Annotated in this window: 15 protein-coding genes; 2 read left to right on the top strand and 13 right to left on the bottom strand. The window is 62.3% G+C overall.

The window, feature by feature from the left end:
- The first annotated feature begins 46 nt into the window (after positions 1-46).
- The gene (rbsK, locus tag Aeroheme_RS10045; protein WP_411167194.1) at positions 47-979 is read left to right on the top strand and encodes a ribokinase; all 933 of its coding nucleotides are present in this window, start codon (positions 47-49) and stop codon (positions 977-979) included.
- Positions 979-2,007, top strand: a complete 1,029-nt coding sequence (locus Aeroheme_RS10040) for a substrate-binding domain-containing protein (protein ID WP_111910637.1) — start codon at positions 979-981, stop codon at positions 2,005-2,007. Before rbsK ends, Aeroheme_RS10040 begins: the two co-directional genes overlap by 1 nt.
- Before the next feature lie 63 nt (positions 2,008-2,070).
- Here Aeroheme_RS10040 and Aeroheme_RS10035 read toward each other — a convergent pair whose 3' ends face one another.
- From Aeroheme_RS10035 to thrS, 13 genes are all read right to left on the bottom strand, one after another.
- A complete protein-coding gene (locus Aeroheme_RS10035; protein ID WP_411167193.1) occupies positions 2,071-3,729 on the bottom strand; it encodes a diguanylate cyclase domain-containing protein in 1,659 nt (552 codons plus the stop codon).
- A complete protein-coding gene (locus Aeroheme_RS10030) occupies positions 3,726-4,208 on the bottom strand; it encodes a hypothetical protein (RefSeq protein WP_139743864.1) in 483 nt (160 codons plus the stop codon). Before Aeroheme_RS10030 ends, Aeroheme_RS10035 begins: the two co-directional genes overlap by 4 nt.
- 85 nt (positions 4,209-4,293) lie before the next feature.
- Positions 4,294-5,067, bottom strand: coding sequence for a Sir2 family NAD+-dependent deacetylase (gene cobB, locus Aeroheme_RS10025; RefSeq protein ID WP_106886735.1), 774 nt, complete (start codon positions 5,065-5,067; stop codon positions 4,294-4,296).
- Between the two features lie 72 nt (positions 5,068-5,139).
- Positions 5,140-5,754: a GNAT family N-acetyltransferase gene (locus tag Aeroheme_RS10020; protein WP_289982431.1), complete on the bottom strand. Its 615-nt coding sequence runs from the start codon at positions 5,752-5,754 to the stop codon at positions 5,140-5,142.
- Between the two features lie 3 nt (positions 5,755-5,757).
- Positions 5,758-7,008, bottom strand: a complete 1,251-nt coding sequence (locus tag Aeroheme_RS10015; RefSeq protein WP_111910641.1) for a response regulator — start codon at positions 7,006-7,008, stop codon at positions 5,758-5,760.
- Position 7,009: 1 nt separating this feature from the next.
- The gene (locus Aeroheme_RS10010; RefSeq protein ID WP_411167237.1) at positions 7,010-10,933 is read right to left on the bottom strand and encodes an ATP-binding protein; all 3,924 of its coding nucleotides are present in this window, start codon (positions 10,931-10,933) and stop codon (positions 7,010-7,012) included.
- 54 nt (positions 10,934-10,987) lie between these two features.
- Positions 10,988-11,284 (bottom strand): integration host factor subunit alpha, encoded by a 297-nt coding sequence (gene ihfA / locus Aeroheme_RS10005; protein WP_005300715.1) that lies wholly within the window; start codon positions 11,282-11,284, stop codon positions 10,988-10,990.
- A gap of 3 nt (positions 11,285-11,287) precedes the next feature.
- On the bottom strand, positions 11,288-13,687 hold the full coding sequence (gene pheT / locus Aeroheme_RS10000) for a phenylalanine--tRNA ligase subunit beta (RefSeq protein ID WP_411167192.1): 2,400 nt from the start codon (positions 13,685-13,687) through the stop codon (positions 11,288-11,290).
- 12 nt (positions 13,688-13,699) lie between these two features.
- Entirely contained in the window at positions 13,700-14,683 is a 984-nt protein-coding gene (gene pheS / locus Aeroheme_RS09995) for a phenylalanine--tRNA ligase subunit alpha (RefSeq protein ID WP_106886730.1), read from the bottom strand.
- Positions 14,684-15,007: 324 nt separating this feature from the next.
- Positions 15,008-15,364: a 50S ribosomal protein L20 gene (gene rplT, locus Aeroheme_RS09990; RefSeq protein WP_010674800.1), complete on the bottom strand. Its 357-nt coding sequence runs from the start codon at positions 15,362-15,364 to the stop codon at positions 15,008-15,010.
- A 14-nt stretch (positions 15,365-15,378) separates the two neighbouring features.
- On the bottom strand, positions 15,379-15,576 hold the full coding sequence (gene rpmI, locus Aeroheme_RS09985; protein WP_005315535.1) for a 50S ribosomal protein L35: 198 nt from the start codon (positions 15,574-15,576) through the stop codon (positions 15,379-15,381).
- A gap of 85 nt (positions 15,577-15,661) precedes the next feature.
- The gene (gene infC / locus Aeroheme_RS09980; protein WP_205597183.1) at positions 15,662-16,192 is read right to left on the bottom strand and encodes a translation initiation factor IF-3; all 531 of its coding nucleotides are present in this window, start codon (positions 16,190-16,192) and stop codon (positions 15,662-15,664) included.
- 21 nt (positions 16,193-16,213) lie between these two features.
- Positions 16,214-18,142, bottom strand: coding sequence for a threonine--tRNA ligase (gene thrS / locus Aeroheme_RS09975; RefSeq protein ID WP_043131783.1), 1,929 nt, complete (start codon positions 18,140-18,142; stop codon positions 16,214-16,216).
- Positions 18,143-18,381: the final 239 nt, after the last annotated feature.

Genomic DNA, 18,381 nt, shown 5'->3' with positions numbered 1-18,381 from the left:
CTTGGGCTCACTCAAGCCAAGATGTTCTCAATCAAGGGTGATCGATATGAATCGTCTCGTAGTTCTCGGCAGCGTCAATGCGGATCATGTGCTGCGCGTCCCCCACTTTCCCCGTCCCGGTGAAACCCTGACCGGCCATAGCTATCAAGTCGTCCCCGGTGGCAAGGGTGCCAACCAGGCGGTGGCCGCCGCCCGCCTCGGGGCCGCCGTCTCCTTTATCGCCCGCATCGGCGATGACGCCATCGGCCAGCAGATGAAAACCGGTTTTGCCAACGACGGCATCGACGTGAGCGCCGTCGAACTCGACGACAAGCTCCCCACCGGCATCGCCATCATCTATGTGAGCGATGAGGGGGAGAACAGCATAGGCCTCTCCACCGAGGCCAACGGCGCCCTCGACAGCGCCATGGTCAAACGCCATGAGGCCATGATCGCGGGCGCCCATACCCTGCTGCTGCAGCTGGAAGTACCGCTTGAAAGTGTGTTTGAAGCCGCCAAGCTGGCTAGATCCCACGGCACCCGGGTGGTGCTCAACCCGGCGCCCGCCCAGCCGCTCTCGGCCGATCTGCTGGCGCTGGTGGATCTCATCACCCCCAACCAGACCGAGGCCGAGCTGCTGACCGGGGTCAAGGTGACGGGCGAGGCGAGCGCGGCGCAGGCGTCGGCCCGTTTCCACCAGATGGGGATTGCGGATGTGATGATCACCCTAGGCTCCCAGGGGGTCTATTGCAGCAACGGCCAGCAGCAGGCGCTCATTCCGGGCTTTCGGGTCGAGGCGGTGGACACCACGGCCGCAGGCGATACCTTCAACGGCGCCCTGCTGGCCGCCGAGCTGGCTGGTGCCGATTTCCACAGTGCTGTGCGCTTCGCCCACGGGGCGGCGGCCCTCTCGGTGACCCGCTTCGGAGCCCAGAGCTCGATCCCGGGCAAGCAGGAGGTCGATACCTTCCTCCAGTCCCAAGCGGCGCAGGGGCTCTGATGGCCAACATCAAGGAGGTGGCGGCGCGGGCGGGGGTCTCCACCACTACCGTCTCCCACGTCATCAACGAGACCCGCTTCGTGGCCGAGGAGACCCGGGAGCGGGTCTTCAGTGCCATGCGCGATCTCAACTACGCCCCCAGCCTGGTGGCCCGCAGCCTCAAGGTGAAGGAGACCAACAGCATCGGCATGCTGGTCACCACCTCCAGCAACCCCTTCTTCGCCGAGGTGGTGCGCGGGGTGGAACGCTACTGCTTCGAGCAGGGTTACAACCTGATGCTGGGCAACACAGAGGGGCAGGCCGAAACCGCCCTCTCCTACCTCAAGATGATGCTCAGAAAACGAGTGGATGGCCTGCTGATCATGTGCAGCGAGGGGCAGCAGGAGGTATTCAACCAGCTCGACTGGCTCAAGAGCCTGCCTGTGGTGGTGATGGACTGGGGTATGGAGAGCAAGGAGGTGGATCTCATCGCCGACAACTCCCATCGCGGCGGCTATCTGGCGACCCGTCATCTTCTGGCCCTCGGCCACACCGATATCGGCTGCATCACAGGGCCCCACAGCCGCGCCCCCGCCAACCAGCGCCTGGCGGGCTTCGAGCAGGCGATGCAGGAGGCGGGGCTCACCGTCAATCCCGGCTGGATCCAGGAGGGGGACTTCGACTGCGCCAGTGGTTTCAGCGCCATGGAGCGGCTGCTTGCCCTGCCTGCGCGCCCCAGCGCCCTTTTTGTGTGCAACGATATGATGGCCATGGGGGTCATCAGCGCCGCCCATCGCGCCGGACTTCAGATCCCGCGGGATCTCTCCCTCGTCGGCTATGACAACGTGGCGCTGGCCCAGTATATGTCCCCGCCGCTGACCACCATCAATCAACCCAAGGAGGAGCTGGGTCGCCTCGCCGTCACCCGGCTACTGGCACGGATCAATGGCGAGCAGATTGATAATCGTATGATCACCGTGGACCCTGACCTGGTGATCAGAGACTCCTGCGCCCCCTTGTCGCCCTCCACCGGCCCCCAGCAGCATTGATTTTCGCACAATGACAAGGGCGGCCGAGGCCGCCCTTGTCATTCTCTATCCGTCACTACCAGGTCAACGGGGCTCCCCCTGTCTCCTTATCTCCCCTTCCTGCACCTCTGCCGGACAGCCCAGCCGCAGCAGCCCCAGTTGCTGCGCCAGGGGCTGCAGCAAGACATCGTGATCCGAGGGATCGGGCAACCAGTAGCGCACCGGCCAGCCCGCTCGCAAGAGTACGGGGACCCGACTGCCCAGTTCACGCAATGCCAGCACGCAGCCGCGCTGGCTCAGTTTCTCCAGCAGCAGGGCATCCTCCGTCAGGGTCGGCAGCGCCAGGATAAGCGTTCGCTCTCCCAGGGGCGGCAGATAGGCCAGCACATGGGCCAGCTGGGACTGCTGATGGAGCATCAAGAGCAGCGGCAGCCGCTGTTCGGCATCCGTCAGCAGCCGTGCCACCACAGGGCCCAGGATACCGCGCTCCTGCATCCAGTCCATGTCGCACACCTGCTGCCCCACCCGCCAGCGCAGGCTGATGCCCAGCACCTGTTGCCCCCGCTCGTCCTCCAGGGTCTCTGAGATAGTCTCCAGCGGCGAGGGCGCCGCCCCCGCCAGCCACTCCCGCAGTTGATGCAGCTGGCGCTGGCCCATGCTCAGGGAGGCCTTCATCGCCGGCTGGTACCAGATCAGGGTCGCGTTGTCCCGCTTGGCCTGGTTCAGCGCCAATATGGCCTGCTCCAGCAACTGATCCGCATCCTCTCCCTCAATGGCCCTGGCCACCCCGAAGCGGCAGGCCAGATCGAAGCTGCTCTCCCGGGTCACGAACTCGAACTGCAGCAGGCTCACCATGGCCTCCATCTCGGCTTCGAGACCGGGCTGCTCGCCGGCCAGGACCACGGCAAATTCATCTCCCCCCAGCCGGTAGGCCCGACCTGGATAGGCCTGCCGCAGCCTTGCGGCCACCGCCTGCAGCAGGCGATCCCCGACCTGGTAGCCGAGCAGATCATTGACCTGCTTGAACCGCTTCAGATCCAGTACCACCAGGGCCTGGACACGGCCACGCTGCAGGGATTGCCTGAGCTGGCCCTGCAAGGCGCGGCGATTGCCGAGTCGGGTCATGGGGTCTAGCAGGGAGAGACGGCGATTCTGCAGATTGGTGCGGATCAGGGCAAACACCAGCATACCCCCCATCACCAGCAGGATCAGTTGCCAGATCTGGATCCAGAACAGGCTCTGGCGCAGCTGATTGAGCGAGGCTTCCCGCTCCTGTCCCGAGAGGATCTGATCCCCTATCTGCTCCACCTGGCGGGTCAGCTCGGCAATCCGGGCCTGGGAGCGATCGAGAGCCTCCCCCTCCTGCAGCGCACCAGCCTGTATCTGGGGCTCGAGCGCCTTGATCTCGTCAAACAGCCCGGCCAACACAGTCCCCAGGCCATGGCGGGCGCGGGCATCTGCGGTCTCGCTGCTGATCAGGAACACATCCAGTCGATTCCACAGCAGATCGTAATCCAGGCTCAGGGCCTCCATCTCGAGGCCCCCCGCCCGATAGAGGCGCAAGCCATAGAGGAAACGCTGGGACTCCAGCATGACCTGGCTGATGTTCCAGTGGGTGTTGCGATAGAAGATATCGACCAGCTGCTCGTGCCGGCTCTGCAGCAGCAGCCCCCAGACGGAGGAGAACAGAAACAGCAGGGAGATGGCCGCCAGCAGCAGGTTATGACGGTGGCGACGAGTCACGGGATGACCTCGATGCGCACCAGCTGCCACACCATGAAGCTGTGAATGGGAGAGACATCGAACTCTGGGTATTCAGAGAAGGGCATCAGCAGCCATACGGGTCCCTTGTTGCGACGGGTCAGCGGCTTGTCATCCTGATAGCGCACCAGGGTCAGCGGCACCTGGGCAAACGGGGCGAGATCGAACTGCTGCTGATAGCCATTGAGGCCAGTCACCCTGACATGAGTGACATCCTTGAGCCCCTGCGCCGCCAGCATCGCCTTCAGTGTCGGGCCACGATAGCGATGAACCCCGGCGGTCCAGGGAGTCGCGGTCTCGAACTCGGTCTGTGGCAAGGCGGCCAGCGCCGCCTCATCCAGGGGGATCTCCCGCTTGTCTGGCAGGATCAAGTGCAACAGTGGTGAAGAAGCGGTTGCCTGAGTGCCGAACGCCGTCAGCACCAGCAGAAGAAACGCGATTCCATGCTTGAAAATGTCCATATCCCTTGCGCCAGCTGCATCTTCTATTTTACGGGTCAGTTTGGCGGCTTCATTGAGTCAATGCAACTATGTTGTTACTCAATAGTTATGGCCCACGCATCTCCATCCAGTTATGACCGTCGATCTGTTTGGGCTGATGCACCCCGCAGCTTTGCAGCAATTCGTCCACGAAGGCGGGTACCAGCAGGGAGGCAGGGCCATAGCGCTTCTCGTCAAACTGGCTACCCACTTCGCTTGGCTCCAGGTTGAGTTCGACGGTGTGCGCACCATTGAGGCCCGCCTCATGGACGAAGCCCGCCGCGGGATAGACGGCCCCCGAGGTCCCTATGGAGATGAAGAGATCGCATTGTGCCAGGGCGGAATAGATGCGATCCAGCCCGAGGGGCATCTCGCCAAACCAGACCACATGAGGCCGCAGCGGCTGCGGCAACTGGCAGCAGGAGCAGAGCTCGTGCTGGTGGAGATCCCCGCGCCACTCGATCACCTGTCCCGAGCCCGGGCAGCGCGCCTTGAGCAGCTCGCCGTGCATGTGGATGAGGTGCTTGCTGCCCGCACTCTCGTGCAGGTTGTCGATGTTCTGGGTGACCAGGGTCACTCGCCCCGGCAACAGGCGCTCTAGGCGCGCCAGGGCATAGTGGGCAGGATTGGGGTGGATCTCGGCGCGTTGCAACTGATGGCGCCGCGCGTTGTAAAAGCGCTGAACCAGTTCGGGATCCCGGGCGTAGCCCTCCGGAGTGGCCACGTCTTCCACCCTGTGCTCCTCCCACAGACCGTCGCAGGCCCTGAAGGTCTTGATACCGGATTCGGCCGAGATGCCGGCACCTGTGAGGATCACGATATGTTTGGCTGACTGCACCATGGTTGACTTCCTCCAACGGATCACAGGCTGACCTTAGCACAGCCGGCTGGCCCGGCACATTCGCCCTTGGTCTTAGGAATGCCGGGGCACCAGGGTGCCCAGTATGCTCAAGTCCAGCCTGACAAAGACCATCTCCCGCCCCGTCACCAGGGTCAGCGGCAGCCCCAGCCCCTTCAGCAGGGCCAGCATGGGGCGATTCTGGCCGAGCACCTCGGCGGTCCACTCGCGGATCCCCTCCCCGTGCGCCAGCAATGCCAGCGCCAGCAGGATGCGGCGCCCGGCCCCTCTATGCTGAAAATGATCCGCGACTATGCAGGAGAACTCCGCCCTGTCCGGGTGCAGACGCCGCCGGATGGACTGAGCCATGGCCAGCGGGGCCCCTTGTTCGTCGGTGAGCAGCAGCCCTATCTGGGGCGCTCTGGGGTAGTCAAGAAAAAAAGAGAGCTGATCGGCGGTGGCAGGCTGCTTGGCGCGCATGAAGCGCAGGTAGACACTCTGCTCGCTCAGCGCCTCGTAGGCCGCCTTCAGCAGCTCGGGATCGGATCCTGCCAGCTCCTGCAGTCGGCAGGGAATGCCACCCACCTCCATCATCAGGGGCAGAGAGGCCCGCGAGCCGGGGTGTACCCAGCCCGCCAGCGCCCGGAGCAGGCGCGCCTCGTCGGGAGGCCAGCAAAGGTAGCGCGGCACGGGCTACCAGCGCCCCGCCATGCCGAGATCCTGCCACTGGGCAGGATCCTGGAGGTTGAAGGGATCGTCGAGATAGAGGGCCATGCCGAGCTCGCGAGCACGCTGGATGAAGCGGGCGAGCAGAGAGTCGGCGGCCATGGCCTCCAGCTCCGGCAGCAGATGCTGCCCCAGCAGCAGGCTCTGGATCGGCAGCCGCTCCAGCTGATCGAAAGGCAGGTGCTGGGCATTGTCCAGCAGCAGGGCAAGCCTGGCCCCGGCAAGACTCGCCTGCAGCACCAGGGCGAAGCGATCCGCCTGGTTCAGCAAGTTATCCCGCCGATGGATGACCAGGGTCAGCTCGCTCGCCTGCCTGCCATGCTGCTCCAGCCATGCCTTGAGGGGCTCCCAGTGAGGGGTCAGGCTGCTCACGGCCAGCCAGATTGGCAGGGGGCTGGAGGCCGCATCCGCCTGCAGACCAAGCTGACCCCGCGCCCCTCCCTGCCAGCTGCGAATGGTACGCTTCAGGCCACCCAGCCTGCGCTGGCGCTGCGGCCCCAGATAGAGCGCCTTGAGCAGGCGCAACAGATCGTCGCTCTGCAGCGGCTTGGCCAGGGCAGCCAGCACATTGAAGCCGGCGTCGTGCAGCAGGCGTCTGGCACCGTCGATCAGGGTCTGATCGTGGGCGGACAGCAGTATGATGGGCAGGCCGCTGTGACGGTACTGGGGATGGCTCATCAGGAGACTGATGGCATCCTGCTCCGCCAGGCTGAGATCGCAGATCAGCAGCCCCACGCCCCCCTCTTCCAGCGCCTGCAGGCAGCCGTCGCCATCCTGCACCCAGTGGCAGGGAAGTCCCAGCATCTGGATCTCCTGCTGGATGCAGGCCCCCTGGAAGGGGTGATCCTCGAGCAGCAGGATCTGGAGCCGGGCGAGCCAGTCCCGCCACCCCTGCTCCCGCGCCTGCAACCCCTCAAGCCAGGGATCCGACAGGCGGTAGATCCCCACCCCCGGGGTCTGCAGATGGGGCAGATAGTCGGCCCCCCCGTGGGAGGCGGGATCGAACAGGGCGATGGCCCCGGCGGCGAACAACCCCTCCCACTGCCAGCTCGCGTCCGGCCGGGTACGGTGCAGGCTGGCATAGGCCGGCAAGCCCGCCTCCTTTGCCGCCTGATGGGAGACGGCGTCCAGGGCATAGACGCTGACGGGGTGAAATACGGGTTCCTGGCTGACATCTGACTCCAGCAAGGCCAACAACTCTTCATCTGTGATGATCATCTCATGCTCTCTCGCCCAGTTGTCGGCAGACGTCTTCCACGGCCTGCTGCAATTCTTCCACCAAGGGGTGCCCAGGGGCGCGCTGCCAGCGCTCTATCACCTGTACCAGGGCGGCGGCCCCCACCATTTTGGCGGCCCCCTTCATCTTGTGTAAAGCCGTATTGAGGGCGCCTTCATTCCCTGCCGTGACGCACCCCTCAATGTCGGCCAGATCCTGACGAGCCGACACCAGATAGAGGTTGATGAGCGCCGGGTTGAGCAGTGTCGTCATGGGGGTGGACTTGACCGAAGTCTCCACCAGGGGCGCACTGCTGCGACCGGAGACGGTGCGCAGCAAGATGGCCAGCTCCTTCAGCAGGACGGGTTTGTCCAGATGGCCCTGGCAGCCGCAGTCGGCCAGACGCTGGGCCGCCTGCTCACTGAGATCGGCGGTGATCACATAGACGGGCAGCTGCTGCCAGCGCGCCGAGGCCCGCAACTGCTTGCAGAGCTCGGCACCGTCCATCACCGGCATCTGCAGGTCGGTCAGCACCAGATCGACAGATTCCCGCCCCAGGATCTCGAGGGCCAGGCGGCCATTGGCGGCGCTCAATACCCGGGCGCCCAGCTGACTCAGCTGCATGCTGATCAGCACCCGGTTCACCTCGTGATCTTCCACCAGAAGGACCCGCATGCCGGCCCCCGGCAGATCCGCGACCTCCCCGCCCCCCTGAACCAGCCTGGGTTGCAGCAGGCTCACCACGGCGCCCGGGATCCAGGGCTCCCCCTGCCAGGACCAGGCACGCAGTCCCTGTTCATCCTGGGTGGCGGCAAGACCGGGCGCCGTCGCCTCCTCGGTCACGCCAAACTCGGCGAGCCAGGCCCGCACGTACGCCAGCTCCTCGGGGGGGAGCTGCAGGGAAATCTGTTTGAACCTTGGCTGCCAGGGCGCCTTCTCCTGCGTCTCTTTGAGGGGCCATGCGCAGATGAAGCGGCTGCCGCCAGTGGCCACCGGCTCGACCCGGATCTCCCCTCCCATCTGCTCCATCAGCTGGCGACAGATGGCCAGCCCCAAGCCGGTGCCCTGGGCCCTGAGCTGACCCAGCTCCTCCCCTTGCTCGAAGGGCTGGAACAGCCTAGGCTGCAGCTCGGCACTGATGCCGGGCCCCTGATCGTCCACCCCGCACCAGACCCAGTCCCCGTGCCGGCGGGCCCAGAGCACCACCTCGCCGTGCTCGCTGAACTTGATGGCGTTGGAGAGCAGGTTGTGCAACACCTGCTGCACCCTGTGGGGATCGAGCGCCATCAGGGCGGGCAGTGCCGGGTCCAGGTTGAGGCGCATCTGCAGGTGTTTGGAGCGCGCCTTGGACCAGTGCACCGCCGCCACATGCTCGCACAGCTCCACCAGATCGGTCGGCTGCATGGTGAGCCGCAGCTGGCGGTTCTCGTTGCGGCTGAAATCGAGCACGTCGTTGAGCAGCCCGAGCAACTCGTTACCCGCCTGCCTGACGTGCGCCAGCACCGAGGTCTGCTCCGCGGAGAGCTCGGTCTGATCCAGCCACTCCAGCAAGCCCAGGATGGCGTTCATGGGGGTGCGGATCTCGTGGCTCACGGCGGCGAGGAAGCGCCCCTTGGCGAGCACGGCCTGCTGGGCCTGCTCGTGGGAGAGTTGCAGGGAGTGCTCCTGCTCGACCCGGTTGGTCACATCCTGCACCACCCCAAAGACGCGCCACCCCTCCCCCTGACGGCGCCCTCTGCCGGAGAACTGCAGCCAGCGCGTGCCCTTGGTCGGATGCTGGTAGCGCAGCAGATGGGAGAAGGGGCGCCCGGCCTGCAACATGGTCAGCATGGGGGCGCGCATCTCCCGCCTGTCCTGGTGCGAGATGCGGGTGAGGGTCTCGTTGGGATTGAGGCGGATCTGTTGGCTGGCCAGCCCCAGCAGCTCATGGCTGCCGCGGCTGACAAACTCCACCCGGGTGATGGCGCCGCCTTGCAGGGTGAACTGCAGCACTACCCCGGGCACCGTATTGGTGAGGGCCCGCAGGCGGCGCTCCGCCTGGCGCAGCAAGCGGGTGCGCTCGCGCAGGGCGCTGATGTCTGACAGGGCGATGAGATCCCCGGCCGGGGCCTGGGGCCCCAGGCGCAGCGGGATCTGGGCATAGGAGTAGACCTGATCCCGCAAGGCTATCTCCCCCTCAGCCCCTTGCAGCTGCGGGGACGGCAGCACGAGATCGGTGGCGTAGCGCGCCTCCATCCGTTTGGCACGCTTGTTGCGCTTGATCACTTCCCCCTTGTCATTGCGCAAGAACACGGGCACGGGCAACGCCTGGAACAGGGACTCCCTGAACTTGCTCTCCAGCGCCAGCGCCTGCTCCGCCTTCTGGCGCTCGCGCGCCTCCTGGGCCAGCTGCTGGCGGGAGCGCCAGATTGACCAGATCACCCCCGCGCTGATCAGGAGTGCCAGCAAAATGGAGCCAAGCCAGAAGCCGTAACTGACCCCCTCTTGCTGGTTCAGGACGAGGCGCCGCCAACGCTGGACCAGCTCGCTCACCTGGCGATCGTTGATCGTCGTCAGGCTCTGCTCCAGCACCCCGGCGAGCCTTGGCTGATCCCGCCTGATGGCAAAGCCGAGGCCAAACACCTCAGGCAGCTCTGTGATGCTCAGCTCGCTCAGCTGGTTGTTGCGCAGCGGATATTGCAGTTGATAGAGCTCGGCCAGCATGGCATCGGCCTCACCGCTCTGCACCGCCGCCAGCCCTTGCAGCAGGTTGTCGGTCACCCCCCAGTCGTGTGGCCCGAACCGGGCCAGCAGGCTGGGGTCGTAGAGCATACGGGGCACGACCACCTTGCCCTTGACCTCGGCAAGGGCGTGATAAGCCCCCCCCTTGCGGCTGACCAGGGCATAGCGACTGGTTGCCACCGCACGGGTGAACTCGAACTCCTCGTGCAGCGTCGGGGACTCCAGCAGACCGGCCATCATGGCGGCCTCCCCGCTGCGCAGCCTGGCCAGCGCCTCCTCCTTGCTGGCAACGGGGATCAGTTCGAAATTCAGCCCAGTCTGGCGGCTCACCTCCCGCAGCACATCGCCGCTCCAGCCGATGAGTTCACCCTGCTGGTTGACGCCGCTGTAGGGCATGAAGCCGGGATCCGCCACCAGCTTGATGGTGCGCGCGCTGCCGACCAGCCAGGCCTGCTCCTTGTCGGTGAAGTGCAAGGGGTTGATGTCCTGCTCGCTCTGGGGCAGATAGCGCCCCAGATCCCGATAGAGGCTGCCCGGCGGCAGGAAGCGGATCGCCGTGTCTATCAGCTCCTGCAACTGCGGCTTGTCGTCCATCATCAGCCGGTAGCTGATCACCAGATCGTCGCTGCGCATCCGCCGCAGGCGAAGCCCCTCGTCCGGGAACTCCCGCATCAGGTAACGCAGTTGCAGATAGTCACCGAGGTAGGCGCTGCCCCTGCCCGCCACCAGGGCCCCGTACCAGTTTTCCGCATCGGTCAGGAGCAGCTGGGACGAGTGGGGATAGAGCCGCTGCAGGGTCTCCTCTGCCTGCCAGATGGGCGAGACCAGGAAGGTCGCCTGCTCGAGCTCCCCCCGATAGAGGATGGCGGACTCCGCCTCCAGCATGGCCCGGCTCAAGGCCGTGCCGGGCATGGTCTCCCGGGTTGGTCCCACATGGGGGATGAGATCGCACTGCCCGCGCTGCAAACCCTGCAGGGTCGCCGCCCAGTTTGGCAGTTTTTCAAAACGCAGCGGCACCGGCAGTTGCAGGGCCAGTCGTTTCATCTGATCGATGAGCAGGCCCCCCTGCGCTTCCAGGTAGGGCGGACGCTGCAGGGCCGGGTAGCAGAAAGTCAGCCCGGTGAGCGTATCGGCATAGGCCTGGGTCTCGGCTGACAGGGGGAGCGTGGCGGCACGCAGCGGCAAGGTCAGCAGCGCACCAAACAGGAAGAGGGTCTTTATCATCGAAACGCAAAAGCCAGGCGGTTGCCTGGCTTTTCATCACTCATTGGGTTCAACATTTTCTACCCTGGCCTTGAGCTTCTGGCCAGGCCGGAAGGTCACCACGCGACGGGCGCTGATGGGTATATCCTCGCCCGTCTTGGGGTTACGTCCGGGACGCTGGTTCTTCTCACGAAGATCAAAGTTACCGAAGCCTGAAATCTTGACTTGTTCACCGCGCTCGAGCGCCTGTCTGATTTCCTCAAAGAAGGCTTCCACCATGTCTTTGGCTTCACGCTTGCTCATCCCGAGCTGGGTGAACAGGTGCTCTGCAATGTCGGCTTTGGTAAGCGCCATAGATCAATCCCTCAAGGATGCATTCAACTCTTCACCAAGGGCCCGCACGACATTGTCTACGGTCTCGGCAATCTCTTTCTCCTCCAGGGTGCGCTGGGTGTCTTGCAACACTAGACTGATGGCCAGGCTCTTCTTGTCCTCTGCCATACCAGCACCCTGGTATACGTCGAACAAGTTTATTCCAACTAACTGATTTCCGCCAACTTTTTTAATTACTGCCAGGACGTCACCGGCCAGAACCGCAACGTCGACCACCACGGCGATGTCACGGCGATTGGCCGGGAAGCGGGAAACTTCGGCTGCAACCGGCACCTTGGCAGGAGTCAGCTTGTCCAGTTCCAGCTCGAACATCACGGCACGGCTCTTGAGACCCAGCTTCTTCTCGAGGCTCGGGTGGATCACGCCGATGTGGCCGATGACGGCGCCATTGCGCAGTATGGCGGCACTCTGACCAGGATGCAGGGCGCTGTGCTCGGTGCGCTCGAAGCTGAAAGTAGCCCCTTCGGCGGTGAGATCCAGCACAGCTTCCAGATCCCCTTTCAAATCAAAGAAGTCGCTGCCACGGCTCTTGACGTCCCAGTGCTCGTCGCTCTGGTTGCCGGTGATGATGCCGGCCAGCATGGGCTCCTGACGGATGCCGTTCTCGGCGCTCGCGTCCTTGATGAAACGCAGGCCCTGCTCGAACAGACGCACACGGCCCTGCTGGCGGTTCTGGTTGTAGACCACAGCCTGCACCAGACCCGGGAAGAGCGATACCCGCATGGCGGACATCTCGACCGAGATGGGGTTCGGCAGCACTATGGCATCGCTCTGGGGGAACAGGGTCTGCTGGGCCTTGGGATCCACGAAGCTATAGGTGATCGCTTCCTGGAAGCCTCTGTCGACCAGCAGGTCACGCACCCGCTTGAGGGTCACCTGGCCTTCGGCCTGCTCCACCATCGCCAGGGAGGCGGCGGGTTTCAGGTTCGGGATCTTGTTGTAGCCGTAGATGCGGGCCACTTCCTCGATGAGATCTTCCTCGATGGCGATGTCGAAACGCCAGGAGGGGGCCAGTGCGGTCCAGCCGTCGGCGTCCACCGTCACCTGCATGCCGAGGCGGGTCAGGATCTCGAGCACCTGGGCGTCGGCCACGCTGATGCCGATCACCTTGTCGAGCTTGGTGCGGCGCAGTTTTATGGGGGCAGCCTTGGGCAGATGGGCATCGGATTTGACCTCGATGACCGGACCCGCTTCGCCGCCGCACTCTCCGCCACAAATGTCCAGCAGCAGGCGGGTGGCTCTGTCCATCACCTTGGCTTGCAGCAGCGGATCCACCCCGCGCTCGAAGCGGTGGGAAGAGTCTGTGTGCAGGCCATAGGCACGGGCACGACCGGTGATGGAGAGCGGCGCGAAGAAGGCGCACTCCAGCAGGATATCGGTGGTGGACTCGGAAACACCGGTGCGGTTGCCGCCGAAGATACCGGCCATGCAGGCAGGGCCTTGTGTATCGGCAATCACCAGGGTGTTGTCCTTGAGCTTCACCTCGGTACCGTCCAGCAGGGTCATGGGCTCATCGCTCTTGGCGCGGCGCACCACCAGTTCCCCTTCCAGCTTGGCCAGATCGAAGGCGTGCATCGGCTGACCATATTCCAGCAGCAGGAAGTTGGTGATGTCGACGATAGCGTCGATGGAGCGAATGCCGCCACGGCGCAGTTTCTCCTGCATCCAGAGCGGGCTCTGTGCTTGCAAGTTCAGCCCCTTGATAACGCGGCCCAGATAACGGGGGCAATCGGCTGGCGCTTCAACCCGGATCGGGAAGGTCGCGTCTATGGTAGCGACAGCAGGGGTCCAGCTCGGCTCGACCACATCGACGCTGTTGAGCACGCCAATCTCGCGGGCAAGCCCTGCAATCCCGAGGCAATCGGCCCGGTTCGGGGTCAGATCCACGTCGATGGCGACGTCGTTCAGATTCAAGTAGTCGCGAATGTCGGTGCCGATGGGGGCATCGGCCGGCAGCTCTATGATGCCATCCGCTTCAACGTCAATACCCAGCTCGCTGAAGGAGCAGAGCATGCCGTGAGACGGCTGACCACGCAGCTTGGCCTTCTTGATGGTGAAATCACCCGGCAGGGTCGCTCCTACCTTGGCCACGCAGACCTTGAGGCCGGTGCGGCAGTTCGGCGCGCCACAGACGATGTCCAGCAGATCGCTCTCGCCCACGTTGACCTTGGTCACCCGCAGCTTGTCGGCGTCCGGGTGCTGGGCACACTCGACCACTTCACCCACCACCACATTGTTGAACTGGCCGGCCACCGCTTCCACGGCGTCCACTTCCAGGCCGGCCATGGTGATCTGCTCGGCCAGTGCGTTGTCACTCAACTCGGTGCGGACCCACTCCATCACCCAGGATTTACTGAATTTCATGTTCTCTCGCCCTTACTTGAACTGCTTGAGGAAGCGCAGATCGTTTTCGAAGAAGGCACGCAGGTCATTGACCCCGTAGCGCAGCATGGTCAGGCGCTCAACGCCCATGCCGAAGGCAAAACCGGAGTATTTTTCCGGATCTATGCCGACCGAGCGCAGCACGTTCGGGTGCACCATGCCGCAGCCCAGCACTTCCAGCCACTTGCCGTTCTTGCCCATGACGTCCACTTCGGCGCTCGGCTCGGTGAACGGGAAGTAGGAAGGACGGAAGCGAATGGTCAAGTCTTCCTCGAAGTAGTTGCGCAGGAAGTCGTGCAGTATGCCCTTCAGCTCGGTAAAGCTGGCATGCTCGTCCACCAGCAGACCTTCAACCTGATGGAACATCGGGGTGTGAGTCATGTCGTAGTCGTTACGATAGACGCGACCCGGCGCTATGATGCGAATTGGCGGCTGTTGCTGCTGCATGGTGCGGATCTGCACACCGGAAGTGTGGGTACGCAGCATCAGATCGGGATTGAAGTAGAAGGTATCGTGATCGGTACGCGCCGGGTGATGGGCCGGAATGTTCAGCGCATCGAAGTTGTGGAAGCCATCTTCAATCTCGGGACCGCGCTCTACCTTGAAACCCATCTCGCCAAACAGGCGCTCGATGCGTTCAATGGTGCGGGTCACCGGGTGCAGGCCACCGTTCTCGATGCGACGGCCCGGCAGGCTGATGTCGATGGTCTCGGCGGCCAGCTTCTGGTTCAGCACGGCAACTTCGAGGGCTTCACGGCGCGCGTTCAAGGCATCCTGAACCAGCTGCTTGGCCTGGTTGATCACGGCGCCTGCGGCGGGACGCTCCTCAGGCGAAAGGGCGCCCAGGCCCTTCATCTGCTCGGTGAAAAAGCCCTTTTTACCCAGATATTTGACCCGGATTTCGTCGAGGGCGGCGATATCGCTTACGCCCTCAATTTCGGCCTTGGCCTGGCCGACTACTTCTTCAAGCTGTTGCATGTCTTCCTCGTCACCACTCCCGATACAGGAGCCTTTAGGCTAAATAAGGTCAAGAGGGGAATAATACAAAAAAAGCCCCTTGGCTGACCATAGTTATGGCGGGCTTTTCTCCCTATAAATCATTTTGTTATATCAAGCGAGTCTCAAGCTCTCCCCCCGCCCGCTTCAATTTCTGATGTTCGACCTTGGTTTGTTGGCATATCAGACATTTTCGCATCAGCCACCAAGACGGATGGCGCTGTACGGCACAACATCCTGAAAGCAAAAAACGGGCAACAAAAAAGGAGGCCTGAGCCTCCTTTTATCTTTCATAACAGAACCGGATTAAACCAGAGCTGCTTTGGCCTTTTCAACCAGGGCGGTGAAAGCCAGCTTGTCGTGAACGGCGATATCGGACAGGATCTTGCGATCGATCTCGATAGAAGCCTTCTTCAGACCGTCGATCAGACGGCTGTAGGACAGACCGTTCTGACGGGCTGCAGCGTTGATACGCGCAATCCACAGCTGACGGAACTGACGCTTCTTCTGGCGACGGTCACGGTAGGCATACTGACCAGCTTTGGTTACCGCTTGTACCGCTACGCGGTAGACACGGGAACGGGCGCCGTAGTAACCCTTGGCGGCTTTCATTACTTTCTTGTGACGAGCGCGAGCAGTCACACCACGTTTAACTCTTGGCATTTTTCACATCCCCCTTATGCGTACGGCAGACAAGCGACAACACGTTTGTGGTCGGCAGCAGAAACCATGAACTTCGGCCCCAGCTTACGCTTACGCTTACTGCTCTTCTTGGTCAGGATGTGACGCAGGTGGTTGTGCTTGCACTTGAAGCGACCTGAGCCAGTCTTCTTGAAGCGCTTTGCAGCACCCCGGTTGGTTTTCATCTTCGGCATTTCATACTCCGCATTGTGAGTGACAACAAAATCGCAAGGCGAACCGACTCATGGGGCGAACCCATGAGTCAATTTCTTGTGGGCCTTAAGATTTCTTCTTGGGTGCGAGGACCATCACAGCTTGACGGCCTTCGACTTTCGGGAACGACTCGACTACGGCCAACTCTTCCAGATCGTTCTTGACTCGCTCCAGAACCTTGATACCAAGATCCTGGTGGGCCATTTCACGACCACGGAAGCGCAGGGTGACCTTCGCCTTGTCCCCGTCTTCCAGAAAGCGAACCAGGTTGCGTAGTTTTACCTGATAGTCGCCTTCGTCAGTGCCAGGACGGAATTTGATTTCCTTTACCTGGACGACTTTCTGCTTTTTCTTCTGTTCTTTGGTGGTCTTGCTCTTTTCGTAGAGGAATTTGCCGTAATCCATGATTCGGCAAACGGGCGGCTCAGCGTTAGGACTGATCTCGACCAGATCCACTCCGGCTTCAAGGGCCAAGTTCAGTGCATCCTGAATGGTAGTGATGCCAATGGCCTCACCGTCCAAACCAGTCAGACGAACTTCTTTCAGACGGATCTCTTCATTGATCCGGTGAGCGCGGGCTTGCGGTTGCTTGCCCAGTTTTTTTCCGCCTTTTATAGCTTATTCCTCCACTTTCTTTTGTCCGCGGGTCTGAACTTCCTGGGTTAACAGAGCTATCAGCTCTTCAACAGGATAAGAACCCAGGTCAGCCCCTTTACGAGTCCGTACTGCAATCTTGCCGGCTTCTACTTCTTTATCGCCGCAGACCAGCATGAAAGGCACTCGCTTCAAAGTATGCTCGCGGATTTTAAAGCCAATCTTCTCATTTCTCAAGTCCGCTTTTGCGCGAAGGCCCGCATCATTCAATGCCTTGGCAACTTTCACCGCATAATCGGCCTGATTATCCGTGATATTCATGACCACGGCCTGAGTCGGTGCCAGCCAGGTCGGGAACAGTCCGGCGTACTCTTCGGTCAGGATACCGATGAAACGCTCGAGGGACCCGAGAATGGCCCGGTGGATCATCACGGGTACGTGACGTTCGTTGTCTTCGCCCACATAAGTGGCGCCAAGACGGCCCGGCAAGGCAAAATCGAGCTGCACGGTACCACACTGCCACGCACGATCAAGACAATCGTGCAGGGTGAATTCGATCTTGGGACCGTAGAACGCCCCCTCCCCCGGCTGCAGATCGTACTTCAGACCGTTTAGCACCAGGGCTTCAGCCAGGGCGGCTTCCGCGCGATCCCAGGCTTCATCGGAACCGATGCGCTGCTCCGGACGGGTGGAGAGCTTGACCACGATGTTTTCGAAGCCAAAGGTGCCGTAGACGTCATAGACCATGCGAATACAGGCCGAGACCTCTTCCATGATCTGATCTTCGGTACAGAAGATGTGCGCGTCATCCTGGGTGAAGCCACGCACCCGCATCAGACCATGCAGGGAGCCAGAGGGTTCGTTGCGGTGGCAGGAGCCGAACTCGGCCATGCGCAGGGGCAAGTCCCGGTAGGACTTCAGACCCTGGTTGAAGATCTGCACGTGACCCGGGCAGTTCATCGGCTTGATGGCGTACTCGCGGTTCTCGGACTGGGTGGTGAACATGGCCTGGGCATACTTCTCCCAGTGGCCGGAGCGTTCCCACAGCACGCGATCCATCATGAAGGGGCCTTTCACCTCCTGATAGTCGTACTCCTTGAGCTTGCCGCGGATGAAGGTTTCCAGCTCACGGAAGATGGTCCAGCCATCATTGTGCCAGAACACCATGCCGGGGGCCTCTTCCTGCATGTGGTACAGGTCGAGCTGCTTGCCGATCTTGCGGTGGTCGCGCTTGGCGGCCTCTTCGAGACGCTGAAGGTAGGCCTTGAGCTGCTTCTTGTCGGCCCAGGCGGTGCCGTAGATGCGCTGCAGCATCTTGTTGTTGGAGTCGCCGCGCCAGTAGGCGCCGGACATCTTCTGCAGCTTGAAGTGGTGGCAGTGACGCATGTTCGGCACGTGGGGGCCGCGACACATGTCGACGTACTCTTCGTGGTGATAGAGACCGGGCTGGTCATCACGGGCGATGTTCTGATCCAGGATCTCGACCTTGTAGGTCTCGCCGCGGGCCTCGAACACGTCGCGCGCCTCCTGCCAGGAGACCTTCTTCTTGACGACGTCGTAATCCTTGGCGGCCAGCGCCAGCATGCGCTCTTCCAGGGCAGCCAGATCTTCATCGGTCAGGGTGCGGTCGAGATCAACGTCGTAGTAAAAACCGTTGTCGATCACAGGACCTATGGCCATCTTGGTCTGGGGCCAGAGTTGCTTGATGGCATGACCCAGCAGGTGGGCACAGGAGTGGCGCAGAATGTCCAGACCGTCTTCGTCTTTGGCGGTGATGATGGCCAGGGAGGCATCGGCTTCGATCAGCTCGCACGCATCCACCAGTTCACCGTTCACCCGGCCAGCAATGCACGCCTTGGCGAGACCGGGACCTATGTCGGCGGCGACGTCCATGACGGAAACGGCGTGGGGAAATTGACGTTGGCTGCCGTCAGGCAGAGTAATGATTGGCATTAGGTGTTTCCTTATACAGTGGTGCCCCCTACCAAAGGGCACATGCAGGTTGGAGAAAACTTTTCATTTCAAGCAGTTCACTCCTGAGTTTCACCGTTCACAATACGGTTGGTACACAGGAGTGGTACACACCCTCTTGGGTGTGCAAGGCCATCAATTGACAGGTACAGCGGAGGATTGTATCAGACGTCACGACTCAGACAAGTTGCCTTGCCGATTTTGTATACCATGGAAGGGGA

The organism is Aeromonas sp. DSM 116730, assembly GCF_046581335.1.
Taxonomy (GTDB): Bacteria; Pseudomonadota; Gammaproteobacteria; order Enterobacterales; family Aeromonadaceae; genus Aeromonas; species Aeromonas rivipollensis.
Note: the sequence above shows the minus strand (reverse complement) of the source record. Positions and strands in the feature narration are given on the sequence as shown.

Coding starts and splice junctions, on each gene's coding strand:
- rbsK (WP_411167194.1), top strand. CDS start 47: ATGAATCGTCTCGTAGTTCTCGGCAGCGTCAATGCGGATCATGTGCTG.
- Aeroheme_RS10040 (WP_111910637.1), top strand. CDS start 979: ATGGCCAACATCAAGGAGGTGGCGGCGCGGGCGGGGGTCTCCACCACT.
- Aeroheme_RS10030 (WP_139743864.1), bottom strand. CDS start 4,208: ATGGACATTTTCAAGCATGGAATCGCGTTTCTTCTGCTGGTGCTGACG.
- cobB (WP_106886735.1), bottom strand. CDS start 5,067: ATGGTGCAGTCAGCCAAACATATCGTGATCCTCACAGGTGCCGGCATC.
- Aeroheme_RS10015 (WP_111910641.1), bottom strand. CDS start 7,008: ATGATCATCACAGATGAAGAGTTGTTGGCCTTGCTGGAGTCAGATGTC.
- ihfA (WP_005300715.1), bottom strand. CDS start 11,284: ATGGCGCTTACCAAAGCCGACATTGCAGAGCACCTGTTCACCCAGCTC.
- pheT (WP_411167192.1), bottom strand. CDS start 13,687: ATGAAATTCAGTAAATCCTGGGTGATGGAGTGGGTCCGCACCGAGTTG.
- pheS (WP_106886730.1), bottom strand. CDS start 14,683: ATGCAACAGCTTGAAGAAGTAGTCGGCCAGGCCAAGGCCGAAATTGAG.
- rplT (WP_010674800.1), bottom strand. CDS start 15,364: ATGCCAAGAGTTAAACGTGGTGTGACTGCTCGCGCTCGTCACAAGAAA.
- rpmI (WP_005315535.1), bottom strand. CDS start 15,576: ATGCCGAAGATGAAAACCAACCGGGGTGCTGCAAAGCGCTTCAAGAAG.
- thrS (WP_043131783.1), bottom strand. CDS start 18,142: ATGCCAATCATTACTCTGCCTGACGGCAGCCAACGTCAATTTCCCCAC.